Raw genomic sequence first — 21,428 nt, forward strand, 5'->3', positions numbered from 1 at the left:
CCAAAAAAGTCATGGCCCAAAAGCGCAAAAAAGGCTTTTGGCAACCCGCGCTGTGATGGGTATCCTGCGCTGGAAGGAGACGGATCGATGAGTGTATTTGCGTTGTTTGATCAGCTTGCGGAGGAGCGCATTCGCGAGGCGCAGGAGCGCGGCGAGTTTGATGACCTTGCGGGCAAGGGCAAGCCGTTGGTGTTTGAGGATGATTACATGGTGCCGGAGGACTTGCGCATGGCGTACAAGGTGCTCAAGAATTCCGGGCATCTGCCGCCGGAGGTGGAGGCGGAGCGGGACATTCGGTCCACGGCGGATCTGTTGCAGAATGCCGAGGATGAGCAGGAGCGCTGCCGCCAGATGCGCAAGCTCAATTACTTGATGAGTCGCCTTGGGGCCTCCCGGTCCATGTCTTTGAAGGTGCAGGACGACTATTACAACGAGATTGTACAGCGCGTCAGCGTGCCAAAGAAGAACAGCGACTAGGTCTCCTGTATTTTGGCGTCGTTCTCGGCGGAGCCTGTGAGGCGCTTCAGGTAAACCTCTCCGGTGTGCGTGAGGAAGAAGAGCTTCCGGCCGCGAACGCCACCGATGTCCTGCGCCTTGGGGGTGATGCCGTAGCGCTGGAGGACGCTGAGGGCGTTTTCGGCGTTTCGGGTGCCGACGGCGTACTGGTCCGCAAAGAACGAGTTTGCGCCGCCGAACATTTTGCACTCTAGATTCGACGTTGTGCAGCCAAGGTTGACCATCTCCTCAATGAGCCTATGCGTTCCTTCGTCCGCAAACCGATAGACATCCCCCTCGCGGCGGACACTGCGCGCGCCACGCGTTGGCAACAGCGCATGAAATATTCCCCCGCAACGCATGTGCGGACAAAAAAGCGTCACAGCAACACACGATCCCAAAACCGTCGTCACCGCCGCCTGTTCACACAGCGCCATCCCTTCACCAACCCCAAGGTTGTGAAACGTCAGTCCGGGATACCGCTCCAGAAGACTCCGAAACACCGCACCCTTCCACTTCAGATGTGAACACCACAAATTGCGTCACTTTTTAGCATAACACCGCGCCCTCATGTGACCAATCAAATTTTGGCGAGACGTAGGCACATGGCTAAGGGGGGAGAAAGAAGAGGCCTCCGGCGGGTTAAGGAAATAATTTCCTTAACAATCCTTAGGATTTTCCGGGCGGAAGCCGCCCGAAAAATATGGGGTAGGCGGGCCTTTTGTCTTCTCTTGCATTCCTCTCCCACACACTCAACAGGGATTCTCACCGCCCATCACACCGCTCCAAAGCCCACCCAAAAAAAAAAGACGCAGCCCCGAGAGCCACACAGGGGTGACGACCGCCCTTTCCACACGCACCCGGCCTGTGCGCAAATGGGATCCTTAAGGGCGGTAGCCCTTAAGCCGCCGGAGGCACAAAAAGCCCGGCCCCTTGCTCCTCCGTTTGCCCATAGCCCCCCCCTCTCCCCCTCGCCACGCTCCCCTTGAGGGGTGACGACCGCCTCATCCATCTGCACAACGCCTCTGCGACGGCCTCAAATGAACCGTTTTTTTGAAAAAATATAACCTACGCCCTGCGAACAACGTAAAAACGCCATAGCGCCCGCGTGAGGGGCAAAAAAGAGGGTCTGGCGGTTTGGCTGGCAAATGGTGTTCGCCGCTGGGGGGCTACGAAAGAAAAAAGCCGCGGCACTGTAAACAGTGCCGCGGCTTTGGTGCGCTAGCAGTAATTGTGATTACTCATCAAGCCATGTCTCGACGGGGGTGTCGTCGTAGTCTTTGAGTGCGGCGCGGAGTTCATCGGCAGAGGCGGCGGCGGTACCGACTTGGGCGACGACCATTCCTGCGGCGTAGTTGGCGAGCACGCAACTGGTGAGCAGGTCGAGCCCTGCGGCGAGGGCGAGGCCGAAGGTGGCGATGACGGTGTCGCCAGCGCCGGTGACGTCGAACACTTGGCGCGCGGCTGTGGGGATGCGTCGAACGTGGCCGGGCCCTTCGAAGAGAGCCATGCCGTCGGCGCCGAGGGTGATGAGCAGGTTCTTGTTACCGAGGCGCTCGAAGATGGCGCGTCCGGCGCGCAGGGTATCTTCGGGCTGGGTGGTAATGGGAAAGCCTGCGCCTTCGCCTGCTTCCTTTGTGTTTGGAGTGAGCAGGTCGACGTTTTTGTAGAGGTGAAAATTGCGCATCTTGGGGTCGACGAGCACTTTTGGGCGGTGGGGCAATGCACTGAGCATGGCGTCGAGCTGCTGCATGAACACGTCGGTGATGAGGCCTTTGCCGTAGTCGGAGAGGATGATGACTTCGGCGTCTGCGGCTTCATGGCGCAGGGAGTCCATGAGCTGGGTGAGCACGGCCTCTGAGACGGGCGCGGCGTTTTCCCAGTCGACGCGGACAACTTGTTGCTGCTGGGCGATGATGCGGGTTTTCTTGGTGGTTGGCCGCGTGTCGTCGCAGACGGTGCGTGCGGTGATGCCGTCTTGTTGCAGCAGGCTGGTCATGAGGTCGCCTTCGGCGTCGCGTCCGCAGACGCCGATGATGACGGGCTGGCCGCCGAGGGTCTTGATGTTTCGCGCCACGTTGCCTGCGCCGCCGAGGATGTAGCGTTCGCTGCCGACTTCGACGACGGGGACTGGGGCTTCTGGGGAGATGCGTCCGACGGCGCCCATGACGTAGTGGTCGAGAACGAGATCCCCGAAGATGAGGACCTTTTTGTGCGCCATGGCGTCAAGGGCATGAAGCAGGCTATCTGGGGAAATGGTCGTGGTGTCGTTCATGTGTAATCTATGCTCTGGGGCAAAAAACGGGCCCGGCTGGAACGTGTGGTTCTGGCCGGGCCGGTGGGGTTAATCGAGGGTGACGTCAAGGCCGAGGCGCTGCATCAGGGAGAGGAACTCTTCCTGATCGCTGTAGGAGACGGTAAGGCGTCCCTTCTCGGTGTCGCCGGAGATGTTGACCTTGAGGTTCAGCGTCTCCTTGAGCTTGGTATTCAGTTCGGTGATGACCGGGAGCACTTCCTTGGGCTGGCCTTTTTTGCCTTTGGCCTTGGGGGTGCCGGTGGCCTCGGGCAGATGCCCGGTGCGCTTGAAGTAAGCGGCGATGGCCTCGCATTCGCGCACGGAGAGGCCTTCGTCCAGAATACGCTGGCGCAGGGCTTCCTGTGCATCCTCGTCGGTGATGGCGAGGAGCGAGCGCCCGTGCCCGCCGCTCATGAGGCCTTTTTGAATATCGGTCTGAATGGCCTGCGGCAGTTGGATCAGGCGCAGCAGGTTGGCGATGGCGGGACGGCTTTTGCCGACCTTCTTGGCCAGGTCATCCTGCGTGAGGCCGAATTCGTCCTGCAGTCGCTTCAGGCCAAGGGCCTCTTCGATGGGGTTGAGGTCCTCGCGCTGCAGGTTTTCAATAAGCGCGATGGCGAGGCTTTCCTCGTCGGAGATGCGCTTAATGATGGCGGGGATATCCGTCAGGTCAACGATTTGCGAGGCGCGCCAGCGGCGTTCACCGGCGACGAGCTCGTACATATGCTGGCCTTCCTCATCGATGGGGCGTACCAAAACAGGTTGCAGCACCCCGTTTGCCTGAATGGAGGCGGCCAATTCTTCCAGCGCGTCGTCTTCGAATTCACGTCGCGGCTGGTTGGGATTCGCTCGGATTTTTGTAATGGGGACGAGGACGACTTCCGGTGCTTCCATATCTTCCTGAAAGCCGGAGAGCAGTGCGTCCAGGCCGCGGCCGAGTCCTCTTTGCAGTGCAGCCATATTCCTACTCCTTGACATTGCGGGGGTTGCAATACATCACTTGGCATTTGCTGGTCACAACATACCCCCTATGGAGGAACCATGTCCCGTCTTGATGATAACGTAAAGTTTCTCTACGACGACAAGGGCAAGAGCCTTGGCGTGTGGATGAGTCCTGAACTTTGGAACAGCCTGGATGCGCATATTGCGCCGCTTCTTCACAAGCTGTATCCGGAATGCTTTGAGGATGCGGTTGTTCCTGAGCCTGTTGACGATTTGAACATGCTCAAGGAGTACTGGGACTTTCCGTATCCTCCTGATGGCAAAGTCCACTGCGAGCACTGCGGTGCTTCCACAGAGGATTGGGAGAGCGACGACCCCCGCGTGTTCCGCCTGAAGGCGGCGAATCTTGGCGGGTTGGTCACCTTTGAGTGTCTGCAGTGTTCGTCTCGCATCATGAAGCGGCACTTCAAGGACAAAGTGACCTTTGAATGCAAGCCGCCGGTGGACAGACGCTCTCGCTAGCCGTTTATCGGCGGTGCGAAACGGATGTCTTCACGAAAAGCCCCTGCCCAGTGCAGGGGCTTTTCTGCATTGAAATATCGGGCGTTAGGCCTGGGGCCTGCGGGTGACGACTTCCTTGGCAAGTTGCAGGTATGCCTCCGCGCCTTTGGATTTAATATCATATCCAACGACCGGTTTGCCATAGCTTGGCGCTTCCGAGAGGCGGATATTGCGCGGGACCACCGTTTCAAGCAGGTGCTGCGGCAGGGTTTTACGGATTTCGTTTTTCACCTGTCGCGACAGCCTGTTGCGGGTGTCGTACATGGTGAGCACCACGCCCAGCAGGCGGATGCCGGGGTTGAGGCGTCTGCGGACAAGCCCGTACGTTTGCAGGAGCTTGGCGATGCCTTCAAGGGCGAAGTATTCGCACTGGAGGGGGATAAGCACCTCTTCGCCCACGCACATGGCGTTGAGCGTCAGCAAGCCGAGGGACGGCGGACAGTCCACGATGATGAAGTCGTAGTCGTCCTTGAGCGGCAGGAGGGCTTCTCTCAGGAAGTATTCACGCGCAGGCTTGCCGACCAGTTCGATTTCCGCCGCCACAAGGTCCTGATGGGCAGGAATGATGGAGAGGTACGGAATGGAAGTCAGCTTGACGGCTTCCGGAGCCGAAGGCGGATCGAGCAGGATGCTGTAGGTGCTGCTTTGTACGCTTTCGGGGTAAATGCCAAGACCGCTGGATGCGTTGGCCTGCGGGTCGCAGTCAACGACCAAGACCTTCTTTTCCATAACGGCAAGGCTGGCGGCGAGGTTGACGGACGTGGTTGTTTTGCCCACGCCGCCCTTTTGGTTGGCGACAATAATGATGCGCGACACGCGTTACTACTCCTTCCCGCTGTTTCACGGGAAACATCGCAGGGCTTTGCTTACATGCTAAACATGCGATGACAATAGTCTTTAGCGGCGTCGAGGGATTCGACTATCATGACGGCCTCTTGGAGTTCCTTTCGCTTGACGGCTTGCTGGAGCTTAACGGCCATGTGGGCGAAGTCTTCAGCCTCCCCGGCCCAATCGTCATACGCTTGGTTTTGCAGCATGCGGCACAGGCGAACAAAGTTGTCCACCACCTCCTTCTGAGGCATCTCGCCGTGGCTGGTGTTGTCAAGAAGCTGGGCGAACGTTGTTTCAAGGTCGTTTTTCAGCGTCTGGAAATCCATGTCGAAGCCTCTGAGTTACTCCATTCGTTAAGGGACAAGGGGGGACTACCAGTTGCGATACTGGAAGCCCCTCTCCCCTGTCAATGTGAATTATAGACCGTGGTACTCCTTGTACCACTCTACGAATCGGGCAATGCCCTCTTCTATCGGCGTATTCGGGCGGAAGCCAACGTCGCGGACAAGATCATCTACATTGGCGTATGTTGCCGGTACATCACCGGGCTGCATGTCCATGTAGTTCTTCTTGGCCTTTTTGCCGAGGCAGTCTTCCAGTACTTCAATGTACTTGCCCAGCTCTACTACATTGTTGTTGCCAATGTTGTAGATCTTGTAGGGCACGCAGGAGGTGCCCGGATCGGGCGTTTCACCGGTCCATTCGGGATTCGGCGTGGGGGTGTGCTTGGTTACACGGAGTACACCTTCCACGATGTCATCAATATAGGTGAAGTCGCGGCGCATCTTGCCGTGGTTGAAGACATTGATGGGCTGATCCTCAAGGATGGCCTTGGTGAACAGGAACAGCGCCATATCCGGGCGGCCCCACGGGCCATACACGGTGAAGAAGCGCAGGCCGGTGCACGGCAGGCCGTACAGGTAGGAATAGGTATGCGCCATCAGCTCGTTGGACTTCTTGGTCGCAGCATAGAGGCTGATGGGGTGGTCCACGTTGTCGTGCACGCTAAACGGCATGGTGGTGTTCAGGCCATACACGGAGCTGGAGGACGCAAACACAAGGTGCTTCACGCCGTAGTGGCGGCAGCCCTCAAGGATGTGCAGAAAGCCGACCGTATTGGAGTTGATGTAGGACTTGGGGTTCTCGATGGAGTACCGAACGCCAGCCTGAGCGGCAAGGTTGATGACGTGGGTAAACTGCTCGCGTTTGAACAGTTCGTCCATGCCCTGCTCGTCTTCCAGGTCCATCTTCATAAAGGTGAAGTTGGGGTGGTCCTGAATGCGTGCCAGGCGGTCCTTCTTGAGCTGAACGGAGTAATAGTCATTGAGGTTGTCGAGGCCGACAACGGTATGCCCTTCTTCAAGGAAGCGCATGCTCAGGGTAGAGCCAATGAACCCGGCAGCGCCGGTCACCAATATCTTCATTGTGTGTTCTCGCATGTTGCGGTGTGATGCTACAGGAAGACAGGGGTCGCGTGCAGTGCCCCTGAAGCCGAAAGGCGGCGCGATGCAGTGCGTGTTTCGCACGCCGCATCGTCACTACATGTTTCCCGTGAAACATGCCGGGGTGGGCTCAGTCGCCCCCGTGCCCCGGCCGAGACTTCCAGTTAAATGAAAAAAAATCAAGAGGCAGGGGCAGGACTGTGGAGGCTTTGCTTTCCGCCGCCATCTCGCGCATGGTCTGTAAATACCGTAGCTGCAGGGCTTCTGGATACTGGCTGATGATTTGCGCCGCGTCGGCTAATTTGTTTGCGGCCTGGTATTCGCCCTCGGCATTGATGACCTTGGCGCGGCGCTCGCGTTCGGCCTCGGCCTGTTTGGCCATGGCGCGTTGCATCTCCTGCGGCAGGTCAATGTACTTGAGCTCCACCGTGCTGACCTTGATGCCCCAGGCATCCGTGTGCTGGTCCAGTATCTCCTGAATCTGATTGTTGACCATATCGCGGTGGGACAGAATCTCGTCCAACTCTACCCCGCCGCACACGCTGCGCAGCGTGGTCTGGGCCAACTGGGATGTGGCAAAGAGGTAGTCCTCAACTTCAAGGATGGATTTGATGGGCTCCAAAACGCGGAAGTAGACCACGGCGTTGACCTTGATGCTGACGTTGTCGCGCGTAATGACGTCCTGATTAGGCACATCAAGGGCGAGGATACGCAGGCTGACTTTGACCATCCGGTCAATAACCGGGATGAGGATGATAAGGCCCGGCCCTTTGGCTTTGATAACGCGCCCAAGGCGGAAAATAACGCCGCGCTCGTATTCGTTGAGCACCCGCAAGGATGCCAGAAGAACGAGGATGATAAGGCCCAAAGCTGGTAGGACTTGATACAACATGTTTCCTCCGGATGGCTGGTGCTCTCGTGGCCGTTGGACGGTTTGCGATATGGTCGTAGTGGTGCGTCAGCCTCACACGGCCGCGCCCTTTTCTTTCTCGACAATGAGCCGGAGCCCTTCTGTTCTCACAACGCGGACGGTGTCGCCTTCGACCATGGCCAGCCCCTCAGGGTGCTCCGCGGTCCAAATTTCTCCGCGTACGAGGACTTGGCCCTTGCCGTTTTGCCATGTCCGCACCACGGCGGTCTTGCCCACAAGGGTTTGCGGACCGAGGCGGACGGGGATGGTTTGCGCTTTGGCGACCAAGTAAACGCCCAGAAAAACGATACACCCCACGCCAACAACCGTGGACGCGATGATGCCCATGGGGAGCGCCGTAAAGCCGTATTCAAAGCGGAACAAAATAGTGGACCCAAAGAACAGCGCCGCGAGGCCGGAGATGGCAAGAAGACCGTAGCTGGTGACAAATACTTCCAGAATGAAGAGCAGCATCGCAAAGAGGATAAGGAGCACGCCAGCCGCCGTCGTCGGTAAGATGGACAGGGCGTAAAGGGCCAGCAGCAGGCACAGTCCGCCAAAGACGCCCGGGAACACCGCGCCCGGTGTGGCGAGCTCGAAGAACAGACCCGCCATGCCCCCGAGAAGGAGCAGATAAGCCACCTGCGGGCTCAGGAGCCATGACAGAATGGTGTGCCGCGCCCCCGGCTCAAACATGACCCGTTCCATCCGTGCCGGGTCGAAGGTGATGGTTCCGCCCCTGAAGGGGATGCTCTCTTTCGCTATGGCGCGGAGAAAATCGTTTTCGGAACTGGCAAGGATTTCAACCACACCCAAGTTGACGGCTTCCGTGCCCGTGATGCTGTCGCTCTCCTCCACCGCCTTCTCGTACCAGTCAACGTTGCGTTCCCGAGAATGCGCCATCGCCCGCACAAGGCTCATGATGTCGTTGGTGACCTTTTGTCCCATGGTGCCGTTGACGGATTTGCCGGAGATGTTCACGGGGCTGGCTGCGCCAATGGTCGCCTGCGGACTCATGCCCGCAATGTGCGACGCGGCGACGAGAAACACCCCTGCCGACGCCGCCCGCGCGCCCCCCGGACCAACCCACACGGCAACGGGTATGGGCGCGCCAAGGATGCTTTGCGCCATCTCCCGCATGCTGGAGCCAAGACCGCCCGGCGTGTCGATGCGAAGCAGCAGCAGGTCCGCGCCGCTGGTCTGGGCATGGTGGATGGCGTCGTTTAAGGCGTCGGCCTGCGCTGGGTTGATGGTGCCCGTTATGGCGAATTCCAGCACAGTAAATGGAGCCCGGACCGGTGCAGGGTTCGTGGCATTTTCGGCGCCTGCCCTGCCCGCACCACACAGGCAGCACAGCGCAATGAGACACGTGGTGAACAGGCGTAAGGCTCCAAGCATGACAGCATTCCTCCAAATGGCCAAAAGGGAGTTGGAGAATACTACCAAATATAGGGCGGCATGGGCAAAGGATTCTGCGGCTTTTGCCTGAACCGCGAAAGCTGGTGTGCTGTCGCGCCCGTTGCCGAAGGAGCGGATGGTGTCGCGGTTTGGTGGTTGGGAGTGGTTCGCTTGGGCGAGTGTTGGTCAGACGTGCGTGGGCGTGGTTAGGGGATGAGGGGGGAGGTGTGGCGTGAGGGTAAGGGCGCTGTGGGATGGGGTGAGATGGGGAGGTGCTGGTGCGGAGGCACTGGGGTACGGAGGGTTTGCGGCTGGCTCAGGTGTGGTGCGTTATGGGTGCAGAGGTCGCCTTGGTATGAGCGGGGACGAACGGTGGGGGGGGCGCGCGACGTATGTTACCTCCGGTGGTTTAAGGATTTCATCCTTAAAAATCCTTATATTTGGGAGGGGGGAGTTGGTCTGTTGGGTTGTTTTGGTGGGAGGATGTGCTTGGGGGGATGGTTCGGCGGACTCTTCGGGGCGCTGTTTCTCTGGTGGCGATATCGCTCAATGGGGGAGGAGCCTTCACTGGCGCGGGGCGTGAGGGGAGAGTCGTCTTCGCGTCACCCTTTTCGCTTTTTGGTGAGCTGTTGAAGCATTGAGGCTTGCGAAGGCACCGCCCTTTAGTCATGACGCGCAAGGACTGTTGTCGTTTGTCTTGGGCTGGCTCGTTTCGGGGGACCACTCCCCTTTTGTCGTCTGTATTCGCGTGAGGATTGCTTCTGTGTGTTTTGCGTCGGGCGAAGAGGGATGGTTCTCCTTGCAGTTCATGCGTCGCTCGGGGCTTCGTTCTCACTCCTTTCACAAGGGCACCGCTCCCTCTGGTGTCCAAAAAAAGCTCCGCATTGACCAGAGGTCAATGCGGAGCGTGTGGTCCGATATCTGCGCGGAGAGGATTAGGACGGCGTGAAGCTCTTGAGGCCATTCCATGCGACGAGCTTCGCCTGTTTGTCGCCCGCGAGCATGGCGTTTGGTCCGGGGAGGACGTAGACGTTCATGCCGTTTTTCTGGCGGATGCCGGGTGTGAAGTCCTGCCCCGGGAACAGCGCCTGAAAAGCGCGTTCGCCAAAGCAGAAGACGGTCTGTGCCTCGGCCTCGCGGACGCCGCGCCAGAAGCTGCCGGGGTGCGGCAGCAGAAAGCCGCGGTGCTGGGCGGAGACGGGCCAGAAGGTGATGGATCCCGCCGGCCAATGCAGATTCTTGATGATGGCTGCAAAGAGTTTGCGGCGCTCGGCGCTCGGGTTCTCGCCAAAGTCGTCCCCAAGGTCCCAATAGGTCCACACCGTGCGGCTGGGCGTGTGCAGTTTGGGGCGGAATTCCTCCCACGGAAACTGCGGGCCTGCCGGGGGCGGCGCGGTTTTTTTGGGGGCGGACGGCTGGGCCGGCTGTTGGCGCGGATTGACCTTTTGCGGGCGCTGCGCAGGACGGCGCTTCGGCGTGGCGGGTGTTTCATGTGAAACATATGCGCCCTGCTTTGGCGCAGGGGCCGGAGCCGCTGCCGCACGTGCGGCGCGGGCGTCCTCTGCGGCTTTGGCCGCAGGGAAATCCGCCTTAAAGACCAGCCGCAGGCCGGCCTCGTGCCACGAGCGAAGCCCCTCGCGGATGTTTAGAGCGCGAGCATCCAATCCCAAATCCTCCATGCAACGTCGGCCTTGGACATCGGGTCCCATGCCTCGGTGGCGCCAGTCACGTCGTGGATGACCACGGCGTTGGTGGGCGTGCCGAAACCGGAGTCCGGACGCGAAACGTCATTGCCGACAATCATATCCAGATTCTTTCTGGTGAGTTTGCCGGCGGCGTTAGCCTCAAGGTCGGACGCCTCGGCCGCAAAGCCGATAAGACGCTGGCCGTCCTTCTTGTTCTGACCAAGGGTGTACAGGATGTCCGGGTTCTGCTCAAAGGCGACCTCCAGACCTGCACTCCCCTCTTTTTTGAATTTGCCTGTACCGTAGGGAACGGGGCGGTAGTCGGCCACCGCTGCGCTGAGGCAGGCGATGTCCGCCTCAGGCCAGAGGGCGGTTGTGGCATCAAACATTTCGCGGGCGGTGCCTACATCAACGCGGGTGATGCCTTCCGGCAGCCAGACGTTGGTCGGGCCGCACACGGCGGTGACATTCGCCCCGCGAAGCCACGCCGCAACGGCGATGGCCGCACCCATGGTCCCGGACGAGGGGTTGCTCCAAAAGCGCACGGCGTCAAAGTATTCCCGCGTAGGGCCAAGGGTGATGAGGACGTTTTTCCCTGCCAAATCCTGCGTGCTCAGGGCGCGCAGGATGGTCAGGGAGATGCTCTCCACATCGGGGAAACGGCCCTTGCCGTCCTCGCCGCAGGCCATCTCGCCGCAGGTTGGCTCAATGCAGATAACGCCGCGATCCTTCAGCTTCTGCCAGTTCTCGCGCGTTGCCGCAGCGTTCCACATACGCGGGTTCATGGCCGGGGCCAGAACCATGGGACCGTTGAAGGCCAGCGCCTGGCACGACAGCATGTCGTCCGCGATGCCGTGGGCGATTTTGGCAAGGATGTTTGCCGTGGCCGGGGCAACGGCAAACACGTGGGCGTCCTGCCCCGGCTCAAGGTGGCCGAAGATGCTGGACTCTGTGTTGTCCATGCTTGTGTACACCGGCGCCGCCCCAAGAGCCTCAAAGGCTAGGGGGGTGATAAAGCGCTGGGCGCCGGATGTGAGCGTGGCGCTGGTGTGGACGCCGGTTTTGGCAAGGGCCCGCATAAGCTCAAGGGACTTGACCACGGCAACACTGCCGCTGACGCCAAGATGCAGGCGCTTGCCCCGAAAACCGGTGAACGCTGTGTGTGGGTACATGATGCGGTTTCCCTTACTGGGCCAGGTTTTCCTCAACGGGAGCGGGGATGCTCTGCGTGGGCACGTCGCCGGAGGACTGGCGCGGGGCAATCATAATCTCCACAACGGTGTCGAAGGTGCCGTCCAGAATATTGATGATGCAGTCACGGTCCGGCTTTTCGAAGACCATGATGGTGCGGTTGTACTTCATCTTGCTGCGCAGGTGCCAGTTGTCTTTGGTCATGTTGCGCTCAAAGAAGTTGGCAAGGTCCACGGCGTTGACGCGGCCAGCGTAGGTGACGATACCGGTCTTGAAGTTCGGCGTCTCAAAGACGAAGGACTTTTTGTTGTCCAGCTCCAAGTCATTGGGAATAAGGATATCGTCAAACTCCTGATACGAACTCACGGCCTTGGCGGCAACGTGTCGGTTCGGCTCGGGAGAGGCGTCGGAACGGTTTTGCAGTGCCGACTGGCAGGAGCACAGGGACAGCAAGGAAACCATTGCCAGGATCAGGAGAATCGGTCTATGCATGTTGCCTCCAGAGTCACGGTGATTGCGTGTACAGTTGATAGTGTGGCAAGCCACGTTTCAGCCAGTCGTACACCCTAATCGACTCGAAGCCAAACATCAATCAGGACGGGGCCTCCCGGTGCGTAACCGGTCCGGTTCTCCCGCTTTTTTCCAGCGGGAGCACCCCTCTCGTATGCCCTGCCCGCAAATGCGGTGGGACCGTCCCCCCGCCGGGATGCAGATTGCCATGAGTGATATACCCGTAGAATACCAACTTTCGTCCTATACCTTCGAGCTGCCCGAGGACCAAATCGCGCAGGAGCCAGCCGCTAACCGCGATGCATCAAAGCTCCTTGTGCTCGACAAGGCCACCGGCCAGACCGAGATAGACACCTTTGCCTCCATCGTGGACCGTTTGCCCGAGAATACCCTTCTCGTCGCCAACAATTCCAAGGTGCTCCCCGCCCGTGTGTTCGGGCATAAGGAGACCGGCGGCAAGGTGGAGTTTCTGCTGCTTACCCCCCTCCCCCTCGTGCTCGGGCGCGTGCAGGACGCCGGAGACGGCTGGTCCTCCGCCGAGGTCGACGGGTTGCTGCGCGCCTCCAAGGGGCCAAAAGTCGGCCAGACCATTACCATCAGCGACGATTTCCGCCTTGACGTGCTGGACCGGCGCGAGTTTGGCCAGAGCACGGTGCGCCTCATTTGGCGCGGCGATTTGGCCCAACTCTTCATCGCCAACGGCCACTATCCCCTGCCCCCCTATATCCGCCGTCCCGATACCCCCGAGGACGCCAAGCGCTACCAGACCGTCTACGCCGAGGACGCCAAGCTCGGCTCTGTGGCTGCGCCGACTGCGGGCCTGCACTTTACGCCAGAGGTGCGCGAGCGTCTTGCCCAGCGCGGCATTGAATGGGCGGAGGTGACGCTGTACGTGGGCTACGGCACCTTCAGCCCCGTGCGGTGCGAGGATATCCGCGAGCACTCCATGCATGGCGAATACATCGAAGTCAGCGAGAACACCGCCCGCGCCGTGCGCGAGGCCAAGGCCTCCGGACGCCCTGTGGTGTGCGTCGGCACCACCAGCGTGCGCTCCCTTGAGGGCGCGTTTGCGGCTACAGGGGGCATTCAGCCCTACACCGGATGGACGAATATTTACTTGTACCCGGGGCGGAAATTCAATGTCGTTGACCGTATGCTGACGAATTTCCATTTGCCAGAGTCCTCGCTCCTTATTATGGTTTCTGCGCTCGCTGGAAGGGATTCCGTGCTCGCAGCGTACGCAACCGCGCTCGAGAACAAGTTTCGTTTCTTCTCTTACGGCGACGCAATGCTCATACTCTAGCCAGCCGCGCCCCGCGCATTGACCTGCTCTCGGACGGCTGGCTGATTGACTCTTGAATCAGCAAGGAGCTGCGTATGTCCAGAATCGAGATTCGGGAAGAGCGGTGTAAGGGCTGTTTGCTCTGTACCACCGTCTGCCCGAAGGAGATCATTCAGCAGTCCGACAGGTTCAATGCCCAGGGCTACAAAGTGGTCGAGGTTCCTCAGGGGAAAATGGAGGAATGCATCGGCTGTATGTCTTGCGCAAAAATCTGCCCGGACTTCTGCTTCACCGTCTACAAGACCCCAAAGGCCAAGGAGGCGTAGACGATGGCCAAACAATCTCCGGAAAAACGCTTCGTCAAAGGCAATGAGGCCATCGCCCGCGGCGCCCTCGCCGCCGGGTGCAAGTGCTTCTTCGGCTACCCCATTACCCCGCAGAACGAGATTCCTGAATTCCTCTCCAAGGCGCTCCCCGACGCCGGAGGCGAATTTGTGCAGGCAGAGAGCGAAGTCGCCGCGGCAAACATGCTGCTGGGCGCCGCCGCGTGCGGCGTACGCGCCATGACGTCGTCCTCCAGCCCCGGCATGTCTCTGAAGCAGGAAGCCATTTCCTACATGGCCGGAAGCCAGCTGCCCGCCGTCCTCGTCAACATGAACAGAGGCGGTCCGGGCCTTGGCGACATTGGCCCAAGTCAGGGCGACTATTACCAGTCCACCCGCGGCGGCGGACACGGCGACTACCGCCTGCTCGTCCTCGCCCCCGCAACTTGTCAGGAAGGCTATGACCTCATCATCGAGGCCTTCACCCTCGCCTTCCGCTATAAGAACCCTGTGATGATTCTTGGCGACGCCATCCTCGGCCAGATGAAGGAGCCTGTCTCCTGCTGGCAGCCAGAGGACGTGGACGACAACGCCGGTCCGTGGCAACTGGACGGCGCCGCTGGCCGCGACCCAAGGCTCATCAAGTCCCTCTTCCTCGAAGAAGGCGCCCTTGCCGCGCACAACACCGTTCTGCAGAACAAGTACGAGGCCATGAAGGCGGAAATCCGCTACGAGGCCTATGAATGTGATGATGCGGATCTTGTTGTCGTGGCCTATGGCTCCATCGGGCGCATCGTCAAAAGCACTGTGCGCGCCCTGCGCGCCAAGGGGCACAAGGTTGGTCTGTTCAGGCCCATCACGCTGTACCCCTTCCCCACCGAAGCGCTGGAGCAGCTGGCCGCCAACGGCAAGCGATTCCTGACCATTGAGCACAACCTTGGGCAGATGGTCGACGATGTGCGGCTGGCCGTGCGGCGGCATGCGGATTCTGACTTCCATGCCCAGATGCCCGGCACCCTGCCCAACCCCGATGACTTCGAAGCCCCCATTCTTGAGCGGCTGGGAGGGAAGTAAACATGCCTCAGACACAGGAAAAACTCGTGTTCAAGCCGTCGGAGGTTCTCGTTGACCGTCCGACGCATTATTGCCCCGGATGCCAGCACGGCACGGTGCACCGCATCGTGGCCGAGTGCCTCGAAGAGATGGGTCTTGCCGAAAAGACCGTCTGCATCGGCTCCATCGGCTGTTCGGTGTTTATCTACAATTACCTCACGGTAGACGCCGTCGAGGCCCCCCACGGCCGCGCCCCCGCTGTGGCCACCGGTGCCAAGCGTGCCCGCGAGGATGCCTTCGTCTTTGCCTATCAGGGCGATGGCGACTTGGCGTCCATCGGCCTTGCCGAGATTATGCACGCCGCCAACCGTGGCGAACGTATCTCCATCATCTTCGTGAACAACACCGTCTACGGCATGACCGGCGGACAGATGGCCCCCACCACCATGATTGGTCAGGCCACCACCACCTGCCCCGGCGGACGCTGCGAAGACAAAGAAGGTCTGCCCATCAAGATGGCGGAAATCATCGCCGGGCTGGGCGGCACCGCCTACTCAGCGCGCGTGGCCGTCAACACCGTGGGCAACATCGCCAAGGCCAAAAAGGCCGTCCGCCGCGCCTTCGAGGCGCAGGAAAATGGCGAAGGCTTCGGCTTTGTGGAATTCCTCGCCACCTGCCCCACCAACTGGAAGATGTCCCCCGTCGCTGCCAACGAACGCATCGCGTCGGAATTGATCCCCTACTTCCCGCTCGGCGTGTTCACTGACCGCGCCGCGGGTGAGGAATAAGGAGCCGCTATGCTGTATCAGGATGTCATCATGGCGGGGTTCGGCGGACAGGGCGTGATGCTTATTGGCAATCTGCTGGCCTACGCCGGTATGGGCCAAGGGTTCAACGTCACCTATATCCCGGTCTATGGCCCGGAAATGCGTGGCGGTACCGCCAACTGCACCGTCGTTGTCTCCAGTGAGGAAATCGGCTCGCCCATCATTCGCACCCCCAAGAGCCTTATCATCATGAATAGGCCCTCGCTGGATAAGTTCCAGCCGCGGATGCAGGACGGTGGCGTGCAAATCATCAACTCGTCCCTCGTGGACGAAGAGCTTGTCGAAACCGAACGCGTACGTTCCATCATGGTCCCCTGCAACGATATCGCCGACTCCATCGGCAATACGCGTATGGCCAACATGGTCGCCCTCGGCGCCTACGTCCACGCCACCGGCGTCATGCCCGTCAGCGCCGTGCAAGATGCACTGCCAAACGTTATCTCCAAACGCTACGAAAAACTCATCCCCAAAAACGCCGAAGCCCTGCAAGCAGGGGCCGACGTTGCCGCCAAGGCCCTGCACTAGCGCCAAAGGTGGACATGAGAAGAAGACGGGAGGGCGTGGTTGCGCCCTCCCCTTTTTTTGTAAAGAGGTTTTTTGGGCCTCCGACGGCCTAAGAAAGAAAGAGTGCCTCCGGCGGCTCAAGGGTGTGACACCCTTGAGAATCCCCAGGATTTTCGGGGCGGAAGCCGCCCCGAAAATAAGGGGTGGGTGGGCGGGGTCTTTTGCCTTGTATTTTTATCTTTCGTACACATTCCCAACAGGGATTCTCACCGGTATTCAAATCGCACCCAAGCCCCCCAAAAAAACTCTTCCATCAACACGGACGGGAGCCGTCAGGGGTGACGACAGTTCCATATAAAGCCGCCCGGTCTGTGCGCACGCAGGATTGTTAAGGACGGTAGTCCTTAACCCGCCGGAGGCTCTCTTTATCTCTAAGGTTTCTCGCCTTTTCAGGCTGAGAAACCTTAGACCTCACGTCGCCGAAGGCAAAAAAACGTTTGCCGCCCCACTTCCCGTCGCCCACTCCACCGCCACGAACGCCACCGTTGCTGTGGTTGGGCGTTGACGTCACGCCCGTGCTGACCGAGGATAGCGAAGCGATTGCGCGTTCTTGGAGCGCGGCAGCCCCGCGCACTGAAGAGTGGCGCACGAAAACGCATATGGAGACGATATGACTGCACAGCAGACGCACGGCGCCTCGGATGAGCCGAAGCGCTATGGAATAATTGGGTGGCCGCTGGGCCATAGTATGAGTCCTCTTCTGCACAACTGGGCGTTTGGCCAGCTAGGGATGAATGCGGAGTATAAGGCGTACCCTCTTCCGCCGGAGGACTTGGAGTATTTTATGGCGCATATGCGCGAGGCTCCGCTGTCCGGACTGTCGGTAACCATTCCGCACAAGCTGGCGATAAAGGGCTATGTGGACGGCCTGTCTGACGGCGTTATTGCGGTTGGCGCGGCCAATACGTTGTATTGGGACGGAAAGCGCCTTATGGCGGAAAATACTGATGTATTCGGCTTTCAGGCGCCTCTTCGCAAGATGCCGATCCGCATTGAGTCGGCCATTGTGTACGGCGCTGGTGGAGCGTCGCGCGCTGTGGTGGCTGGGCTGTTGGAGCTTGGCGTCCCGGACATTGTGATTGTCAACAGGTCGGCGGACAAGGCAATGGAGTTGGCGAGCGAATTCCACGTCTCAGCGGCGGATTGGGACGAGCGTCATCGTATTGACGCGCAGTTGCATGTGAATGCGACGCCGCTTGGCATGTCTGGCGACGGTGTTGCATTGTCTCCCTTGCCGGAGGGCGTGAAGCTGGGGCCGGGGCAGATTGCCTATGACATCGTGTACAACCCTGTGCGGACGACATTCCTTGAGCAGGCGTCCGAAGCGGGGTGCCATACGGTGGACGGGCTGGAGATGTTCCTGCATCAGGCTGTGGAGCAGTTCCGGCTGTGGACGGGCGAGATGTTCTCCTTGGAGGATGCCCGCGCGCTTCTGCGCGAGCAGTTGGGCTAGAATCCCCAGTGTTTCCCGTGGAACACTCCTTTTTGCCTGCACGCGGCGGCGCTGAGGTTTGCCCTTGCGCGGTAAACCCGCTACCGTTTGGGCCTTTTCTGAACTGAGACAGCACCGGAGAACCGATGGAAAAGCGTTCGAGCGGTAATATAGTCGATGTGCGGCGCGTGTCGCACAACTTTGGCACCCACTGGGCGCTGAAGGACGTGAGCCTGTCGCTGGAAAAAGGCGGCTTTCTGTTTTTGACGGGACCGTCTGGCGCGGGCAAGACAACGCTGCTGCGCCTCCTGTACGGCTCGCTTCCGCTGACGCGTGGTGCGGCGGAGGTGGCGGGCTTTCAGCTCAAGGGGTTGAAAAAGACGCGGCTGCCGCAGCTACGGCGGCAGGTGAGCGTGGTGTTTCAGGATTTTCGCGTGCTACCGGATAGAACGGTGGCGGAAAACGTGGCCTTGCCCCTTGAGGTACGCGGCGAAAAGCGGCGCACCATAGACCGCCGCGTCAACGCCGTGCTCAGAAGTCTGAACCTTTCCAGCAAGAGCCGCTGCCTGTGCGCGGAACTCTCCGGCGGCGAACAGCAGCGGGTGGCCATTGCCCGGTCCATCGTGGTGAACCCCAAGCTGCTGTTGGCGGATGAGCCAACGGGCAACCTCGATCTCGACCTTGCTATGCACTTGATGGACGTTTTCAAGCAGTTCCATACCTTTGGGACGACCATTATCCTTGCAACGCATAACCGTGAGATTGTGCGCTCCGTCCCGCATGCGCGGCGGCTGGAGCTTGCGGACGGACAGGTTGTGGGCGAGGCGCAGGCAGGCGAATGGGGGCCGGTGTGCGACATTGCTCCGCAGGAGGACCCGGTATGCTGAGCACCGTGTTTCGCCTGATATGCCGGGGGCTGAGGGATATGGTCCGCAATCCCCTCTCCCAGACGCTGACGCTCCTTGCCGTGACGCTTGCCGTGTTCCTTGGCGGGCTGTTTTTGTTGGTGGTGAGCAATCTGGACCGCGAGCTTTTGGACGTGAAGGGTCGGTTTGCCTTTCAGGTGTACTGGAATGCCGAGGCCGACGCGCAGACCGTGCAGGATGCGTGGGCGCGCCTTCAGTCCTTGCCGCATCTGACGTCGTGGAAAACCTTTACGCCGGACGAGGCGCTGGCCGACCTTGGCGAGACCCTTGACGGCGCGCAGGCCCTTAAGGCGCTGGGGCAGGATAACCCTCTGCCGCCCACGGCGCTCCTCCACTTTTCGCCGCCGCCGGGCGATGCCGACGCCTTTGCGCGGGATATGCTGGCGCAGTTGCAGGCCTTGCCGGGGGTGGCGGATGTGCACTATGACGCGCTGCAGATTGAGCTTGCCAGTTCGTGGGCGTCGTTTTCGCGCACCATCTTATGGCCGCTTATTGCGCTGCTTGCCTTTGTGGTGGCGCTGCTGGTGGCGAACACGATGAAGCTGTCCATGCTTTCGCGCCGGGATGAGGTGGCAATCCTGCACCTTGTGGGCGCGGCGCGGTGGTATATTCGCCTTCCGCTCCTTGCTGGCGGAGCCAGCCTTGGCGTGGTGGCTGGCGTTTTGGCGCTGGTGCTGCTGCGCGGGGCGCAGCTGGCGCTGGCGGAATTTTGCGCCACGCCGCCCCTGCATTTGGAGGTGCACTACCTGTCGTGGGCGCAGTGCCTTGCCATGGTGGTCGGCCCCGCCGTTGTGGGGATGGCCAGTGGCTGGGTGGCTGTGAAGGAATATTGACCTCCGCCCTGCTCCCTCCTGTTTTCAACACAGACGGTCCCCGTGCGCAGAGGCGCGCGGGGGCCGTCTTTTTGTAGGCCGCAGGACAACGGCCTTGCGCCCGTGGCGCATCCTGTCTACCGTGCTGGGTACGCAACCAATTTATTCACAGCATGGAGAAAGGATACCGACTATGCGAAGCAAAAAGATGACGCAGGGGCTGGAAAAGGCTCCGCATCGCTCGCTGTTGTACGCGCTGGGGATGACGCGCGACGAAATGCAGCGCCCGCTTGTGGGCGTGGTAAACGCTGCAAACGAGGTGGTTCCGGGGCATATCCACCTCGACCGTATCGCCGAAGCCGTGAAGGCCGGTGTGCGCTCCGCGGGCGGCACGCCCATGGAGTTTCCGGTCATTGGCGTGTGCGACGGTCTCGCCATGAACCATGAGGGCATGTATTACTCCCTGCCCTCGCGCGAAATCATCGCGGATTCCATCGAAATCATGGCCAGTGCGCATCCCTTTGATGCGCTGGTGCTCATACCCAACTGCGATAAAATCGTGCCTGCCATGCTCATGGCGGCGCTGCGCATGAATATTCCCGCCATTGTCGTTTCCGGCGGCCCTATGATGGCCGGAGTGGACGATACGGACCTCATCAGCGTGTTTGAGGGCGTGGGCCGCGTGAAGCGCGGCGAAATGACCGAGGACGAGCTGTCCGAATTGGAGCAGTGCGCCTGTCCGGGGTGTGGCTCCTGTTCCGGTATGTTCACGGCCAATTCCATGAACTGTCTGTCCGAGACCATCGGCCTTGCCCTGCCCGGCAACGGCACCATTCCCGCCGTCACGGCCGAGCGTATCCGCCTTGCCAAGACCGCAGGCGCACGTGTGATGGACCTTGTGCGCGAGAACATCACCCCCCGCGACATCGTCACCGAAAAGGCCGTTGCCAACGCGGTCGCCATGGACATGGCCCTTGGATGCTCCACCAACACCGTCCTGCATCTGCCCGCCGTCTTCGCCGAGGCCGGTCTTGACTTGGACCTGACCATCTTTGATGACGTCAGCCGCAAGACTCCGAACCTCTGCAAGCTCTCCCCCGCCGGGCCGAACCATATTCACGACCTGCACCGCGCCGGAGGTATTCCCGCCGTCATGAGTGAGCTGGACGCCCACGGCCACATTCATCGCGACGCGCTCACCGTCACCGGCCACACCGTTGGCGAGAACCTCGACGCCCTTGGCGCCAAGGCCAAAGACCGCGCCGTTATTCGCAGTTACGACGAGCCGTACGCCAAGCAAGGCGGCATCGCCATTTTGCGCGGTAACCTCGCCGAGCAGGGGGCTGTGGTCAAGCAGTCCGCCGTTGCCCCCGCCATGATGACCCAGACCGGCCCCGCCCGCGTCTTTAACGGCGAAGAGGACGCCAACGCGGCCATCCTTGGCGGCAGCATCAACCCCGGCGAAATCATCGTCATCCGCTACGAAGGCCCGCGCGGTGGCCCCGGCATGCGCGAGATGCTTTCCCCCACCGCCAACATTGGCGGTATGGGCCTTGGCGAATCCGTGGCCCTCATCACCGACGGCCGCTTCTCCGGCGGTACCCGCGGGGCAGCCATCGGCCACGTGTCGCCCGAAGCCGCAGACGGCGGCCTTATCGCCCTGGTGCAGGAAGGCGACACCATCGAAATCGACATCCCCCAGCGTAAGCTGAACCTGCTCGTCGATGACGACGAACTCGCGCGCCGACGTGAAAAATTGGTGCATCCCACCAAAGAAATTACGTCGCCCATCCTCAAACGCTACAGCAGGCTCGTCACCTCCGCCGCCAGCGGCGGTGTGTATCGGGACGATATGTAGAGTGAACAGGTAATGCCCCTGCCGGAGACGGCAGGGGCTTTTTTTTGCCTCCGGCGGCTTTAGCTCTTAGGTCGTTCGGCCTGAAAGGAC

General features: G+C 60.3%; 22 protein-coding genes. 11 read left to right on the forward strand and 11 right to left on the reverse strand.

Annotated elements, in window-relative coordinates; translation table 11 throughout:
• Positions 1–87 precede the first annotated feature (87 nt).
• A complete protein-coding gene (locus ACI3L3_RS05330) occupies positions 88–477 on the forward strand; it encodes a DnaJ family domain-containing protein (protein WP_404844052.1) in 390 nt (129 codons plus the stop codon).
• On the opposite strand, the gene ACI3L3_RS05335 is transcribed toward ACI3L3_RS05330, so the two are convergent.
• From ACI3L3_RS05335 to ACI3L3_RS05345, 3 genes are all read right to left on the reverse strand, one after another.
• Complete coding sequence (locus ACI3L3_RS05335; RefSeq protein WP_404844053.1) at positions 474–998, reverse strand: chemotaxis protein CheD; 525 nt, start codon at positions 996–998, stop codon at positions 474–476. The two genes, ACI3L3_RS05330 and ACI3L3_RS05335, sit on opposite strands and share 4 nt — an antisense overlap.
• A gap of 734 nt (positions 999–1,732) precedes the next feature.
• Entirely contained in the window at positions 1,733–2,770 is a 1,038-nt protein-coding gene (rfaE1, locus tag ACI3L3_RS05340; RefSeq protein WP_404844054.1) for a D-glycero-beta-D-manno-heptose-7-phosphate kinase, read from the reverse strand.
• A 69-nt stretch (positions 2,771–2,839) separates the two neighbouring features.
• A complete protein-coding gene (locus ACI3L3_RS05345) occupies positions 2,840–3,751 on the reverse strand; it encodes a ParB/RepB/Spo0J family partition protein (protein ID WP_404844055.1) in 912 nt (303 codons plus the stop codon).
• Positions 3,752–3,832: 81 nt separating this feature from the next.
• Here ACI3L3_RS05345 and ACI3L3_RS05350 point away from each other — a divergent pair, with 81 nt between their 5' ends.
• Positions 3,833–4,255 (forward strand): hypothetical protein, encoded by a 423-nt coding sequence (locus ACI3L3_RS05350; RefSeq protein WP_404844056.1) that lies wholly within the window; start codon positions 3,833–3,835, stop codon positions 4,253–4,255.
• 84 nt (positions 4,256–4,339) lie between these two features.
• Here ACI3L3_RS05350 and ACI3L3_RS05355 read toward each other — a convergent pair whose 3' ends face one another.
• The 8 genes from ACI3L3_RS05355 to ACI3L3_RS05390 all read right to left on the reverse strand — a co-directional run bounded on the left by ACI3L3_RS05355 (position 4,340) and on the right by ACI3L3_RS05390 (position 12,243).
• On the reverse strand, positions 4,340–5,110 hold the full coding sequence (locus tag ACI3L3_RS05355; protein ID WP_404844057.1) for a ParA family protein: 771 nt from the start codon (positions 5,108–5,110) through the stop codon (positions 4,340–4,342).
• A 50-nt stretch (positions 5,111–5,160) separates the two neighbouring features.
• Entirely contained in the window at positions 5,161–5,451 is a 291-nt protein-coding gene (locus tag ACI3L3_RS05360; protein WP_404844058.1) for a GAK system XXXCH domain-containing protein, read from the reverse strand.
• Positions 5,452–5,541: 90 nt separating this feature from the next.
• A complete protein-coding gene (locus ACI3L3_RS05365) occupies positions 5,542–6,549 on the reverse strand; it encodes an NAD-dependent epimerase (RefSeq protein ID WP_404844059.1) in 1,008 nt (335 codons plus the stop codon).
• A gap of 148 nt (positions 6,550–6,697) precedes the next feature.
• On the reverse strand, positions 6,698–7,459 hold the full coding sequence (locus tag ACI3L3_RS05370) for a slipin family protein (protein WP_404844060.1): 762 nt from the start codon (positions 7,457–7,459) through the stop codon (positions 6,698–6,700).
• 72 nt (positions 7,460–7,531) lie between these two features.
• The gene (locus ACI3L3_RS05375; protein WP_404844061.1) at positions 7,532–8,875 is read right to left on the reverse strand and encodes an NfeD family protein; all 1,344 of its coding nucleotides are present in this window, start codon (positions 8,873–8,875) and stop codon (positions 7,532–7,534) included.
• Between the two features lie 935 nt (positions 8,876–9,810).
• Entirely contained in the window at positions 9,811–10,539 is a 729-nt protein-coding gene (locus ACI3L3_RS05380; protein WP_404844062.1) for a hypothetical protein, read from the reverse strand.
• Positions 10,521–11,732, reverse strand: coding sequence for a bifunctional phosphopantothenoylcysteine decarboxylase/phosphopantothenate--cysteine ligase CoaBC (gene coaBC / locus ACI3L3_RS05385; RefSeq protein WP_404844063.1), 1,212 nt, complete (start codon positions 11,730–11,732; stop codon positions 10,521–10,523). Before coaBC ends, ACI3L3_RS05380 begins: the two co-directional genes overlap by 19 nt.
• Positions 11,733–11,745: 13 nt before the next feature.
• On the reverse strand, positions 11,746–12,243 hold the full coding sequence (locus ACI3L3_RS05390; protein ID WP_404844064.1) for a hypothetical protein: 498 nt from the start codon (positions 12,241–12,243) through the stop codon (positions 11,746–11,748).
• A 226-nt stretch (positions 12,244–12,469) separates the two neighbouring features.
• On the opposite strand from ACI3L3_RS05390, the gene queA reads away from it, so the two are divergent.
• The 9 genes from queA (at position 12,470) to ilvD (ending at position 21,338) form a co-directional block, all read left to right on the forward strand.
• A complete protein-coding gene (gene queA / locus ACI3L3_RS05395; protein ID WP_404844065.1) occupies positions 12,470–13,564 on the forward strand; it encodes a tRNA preQ1(34) S-adenosylmethionine ribosyltransferase-isomerase QueA in 1,095 nt (364 codons plus the stop codon).
• A 74-nt stretch (positions 13,565–13,638) separates the two neighbouring features.
• Positions 13,639–13,869: a 4Fe-4S binding protein gene (locus tag ACI3L3_RS05400; protein WP_404844066.1), complete on the forward strand. Its 231-nt coding sequence runs from the start codon at positions 13,639–13,641 to the stop codon at positions 13,867–13,869.
• A 3-nt stretch (positions 13,870–13,872) separates the two neighbouring features.
• Positions 13,873–14,940 carry a 3-methyl-2-oxobutanoate dehydrogenase subunit VorB gene (locus tag ACI3L3_RS05405; RefSeq protein WP_404844067.1) on the forward strand — a complete coding sequence of 356 codons (1,068 nt, stop codon included), beginning with the start codon at positions 13,873–13,875 and terminating at the stop codon, positions 14,938–14,940.
• Between the two features lie 2 nt (positions 14,941–14,942).
• Positions 14,943–15,707: a thiamine pyrophosphate-dependent enzyme gene (locus tag ACI3L3_RS05410; protein WP_404844068.1), complete on the forward strand. Its 765-nt coding sequence runs from the start codon at positions 14,943–14,945 to the stop codon at positions 15,705–15,707.
• A 9-nt stretch (positions 15,708–15,716) separates the two neighbouring features.
• The gene (locus ACI3L3_RS05415) at positions 15,717–16,271 is read left to right on the forward strand and encodes a 2-oxoacid:acceptor oxidoreductase family protein (RefSeq protein ID WP_404844069.1); all 555 of its coding nucleotides are present in this window, start codon (positions 15,717–15,719) and stop codon (positions 16,269–16,271) included.
• A 649-nt stretch (positions 16,272–16,920) separates the two neighbouring features.
• Positions 16,921–17,763: a shikimate dehydrogenase gene (aroE, locus tag ACI3L3_RS05420; RefSeq protein ID WP_404844070.1), complete on the forward strand. Its 843-nt coding sequence runs from the start codon at positions 16,921–16,923 to the stop codon at positions 17,761–17,763.
• Positions 17,764–17,912: 149 nt separating this feature from the next.
• Positions 17,913–18,629 carry a cell division ATP-binding protein FtsE gene (gene ftsE, locus ACI3L3_RS05425; protein WP_404844124.1) on the forward strand — a complete coding sequence of 239 codons (717 nt, stop codon included), beginning with the start codon at positions 17,913–17,915 and terminating at the stop codon, positions 18,627–18,629.
• Positions 18,623–19,501 (forward strand): cell division protein FtsX, encoded by an 879-nt coding sequence (locus ACI3L3_RS05430; RefSeq protein ID WP_404844071.1) that lies wholly within the window; start codon positions 18,623–18,625, stop codon positions 19,499–19,501. The genes ftsE and ACI3L3_RS05430 overlap by 7 nt, the downstream gene beginning before the upstream one ends.
• Positions 19,502–19,673: 172 nt before the next feature.
• Positions 19,674–21,338: a dihydroxy-acid dehydratase gene (gene ilvD / locus ACI3L3_RS05435; protein WP_404844072.1), complete on the forward strand. Its 1,665-nt coding sequence runs from the start codon at positions 19,674–19,676 to the stop codon at positions 21,336–21,338.
• Positions 21,339–21,428: the final 90 nt, after the last annotated feature.

Origin of the sequence: Desulfobaculum sp. SPO524, assembly GCF_044987625.1 — a bacterium.
Classification (GTDB): Bacteria; Desulfobacterota; Desulfovibrionia; order Desulfovibrionales; family Desulfovibrionaceae; genus Desulfobaculum.

Coding starts and splice junctions, on each gene's coding strand:
- ACI3L3_RS05400 (WP_404844066.1), top strand. CDS start 13,639: ATGTCCAGAATCGAGATTCGGGAAGAGCGGTGTAAGGGCTGTTTGCTC.
- ACI3L3_RS05365 (WP_404844059.1), bottom strand. CDS start 6,549: ATGAAGATATTGGTGACCGGCGCTGCCGGGTTCATTGGCTCTACCCTG.
- coaBC (WP_404844063.1), bottom strand. CDS start 11,732: ATGTACCCACACACAGCGTTCACCGGTTTTCGGGGCAAGCGCCTGCAT.
- ACI3L3_RS05415 (WP_404844069.1), top strand. CDS start 15,717: ATGCTGTATCAGGATGTCATCATGGCGGGGTTCGGCGGACAGGGCGTG.
- ACI3L3_RS05360 (WP_404844058.1), bottom strand. CDS start 5,451: ATGGATTTCCAGACGCTGAAAAACGACCTTGAAACAACGTTCGCCCAG.
- ACI3L3_RS05370 (WP_404844060.1), bottom strand. CDS start 7,459: ATGTTGTATCAAGTCCTACCAGCTTTGGGCCTTATCATCCTCGTTCTT.
- rfaE1 (WP_404844054.1), bottom strand. CDS start 2,770: ATGAACGACACCACGACCATTTCCCCAGATAGCCTGCTTCATGCCCTT.
- ACI3L3_RS05375 (WP_404844061.1), bottom strand. CDS start 8,875: ATGCTTGGAGCCTTACGCCTGTTCACCACGTGTCTCATTGCGCTGTGC.
- ACI3L3_RS05405 (WP_404844067.1), top strand. CDS start 13,873: ATGGCCAAACAATCTCCGGAAAAACGCTTCGTCAAAGGCAATGAGGCC.
- queA (WP_404844065.1), top strand. CDS start 12,470: ATGAGTGATATACCCGTAGAATACCAACTTTCGTCCTATACCTTCGAG.
- ACI3L3_RS05330 (WP_404844052.1), top strand. CDS start 88: ATGAGTGTATTTGCGTTGTTTGATCAGCTTGCGGAGGAGCGCATTCGC.
- ACI3L3_RS05345 (WP_404844055.1), bottom strand. CDS start 3,751: ATGGCTGCACTGCAAAGAGGACTCGGCCGCGGCCTGGACGCACTGCTC.
- ACI3L3_RS05390 (WP_404844064.1), bottom strand. CDS start 12,243: ATGCATAGACCGATTCTCCTGATCCTGGCAATGGTTTCCTTGCTGTCC.
- ACI3L3_RS05410 (WP_404844068.1), top strand. CDS start 14,943: ATGCCTCAGACACAGGAAAAACTCGTGTTCAAGCCGTCGGAGGTTCTC.
- ilvD (WP_404844072.1), top strand. CDS start 19,674: ATGCGAAGCAAAAAGATGACGCAGGGGCTGGAAAAGGCTCCGCATCGC.
- aroE (WP_404844070.1), top strand. CDS start 16,921: ATGACTGCACAGCAGACGCACGGCGCCTCGGATGAGCCGAAGCGCTAT.
- ACI3L3_RS05430 (WP_404844071.1), top strand. CDS start 18,623: ATGCTGAGCACCGTGTTTCGCCTGATATGCCGGGGGCTGAGGGATATG.
- ACI3L3_RS05350 (WP_404844056.1), top strand. CDS start 3,833: ATGTCCCGTCTTGATGATAACGTAAAGTTTCTCTACGACGACAAGGGC.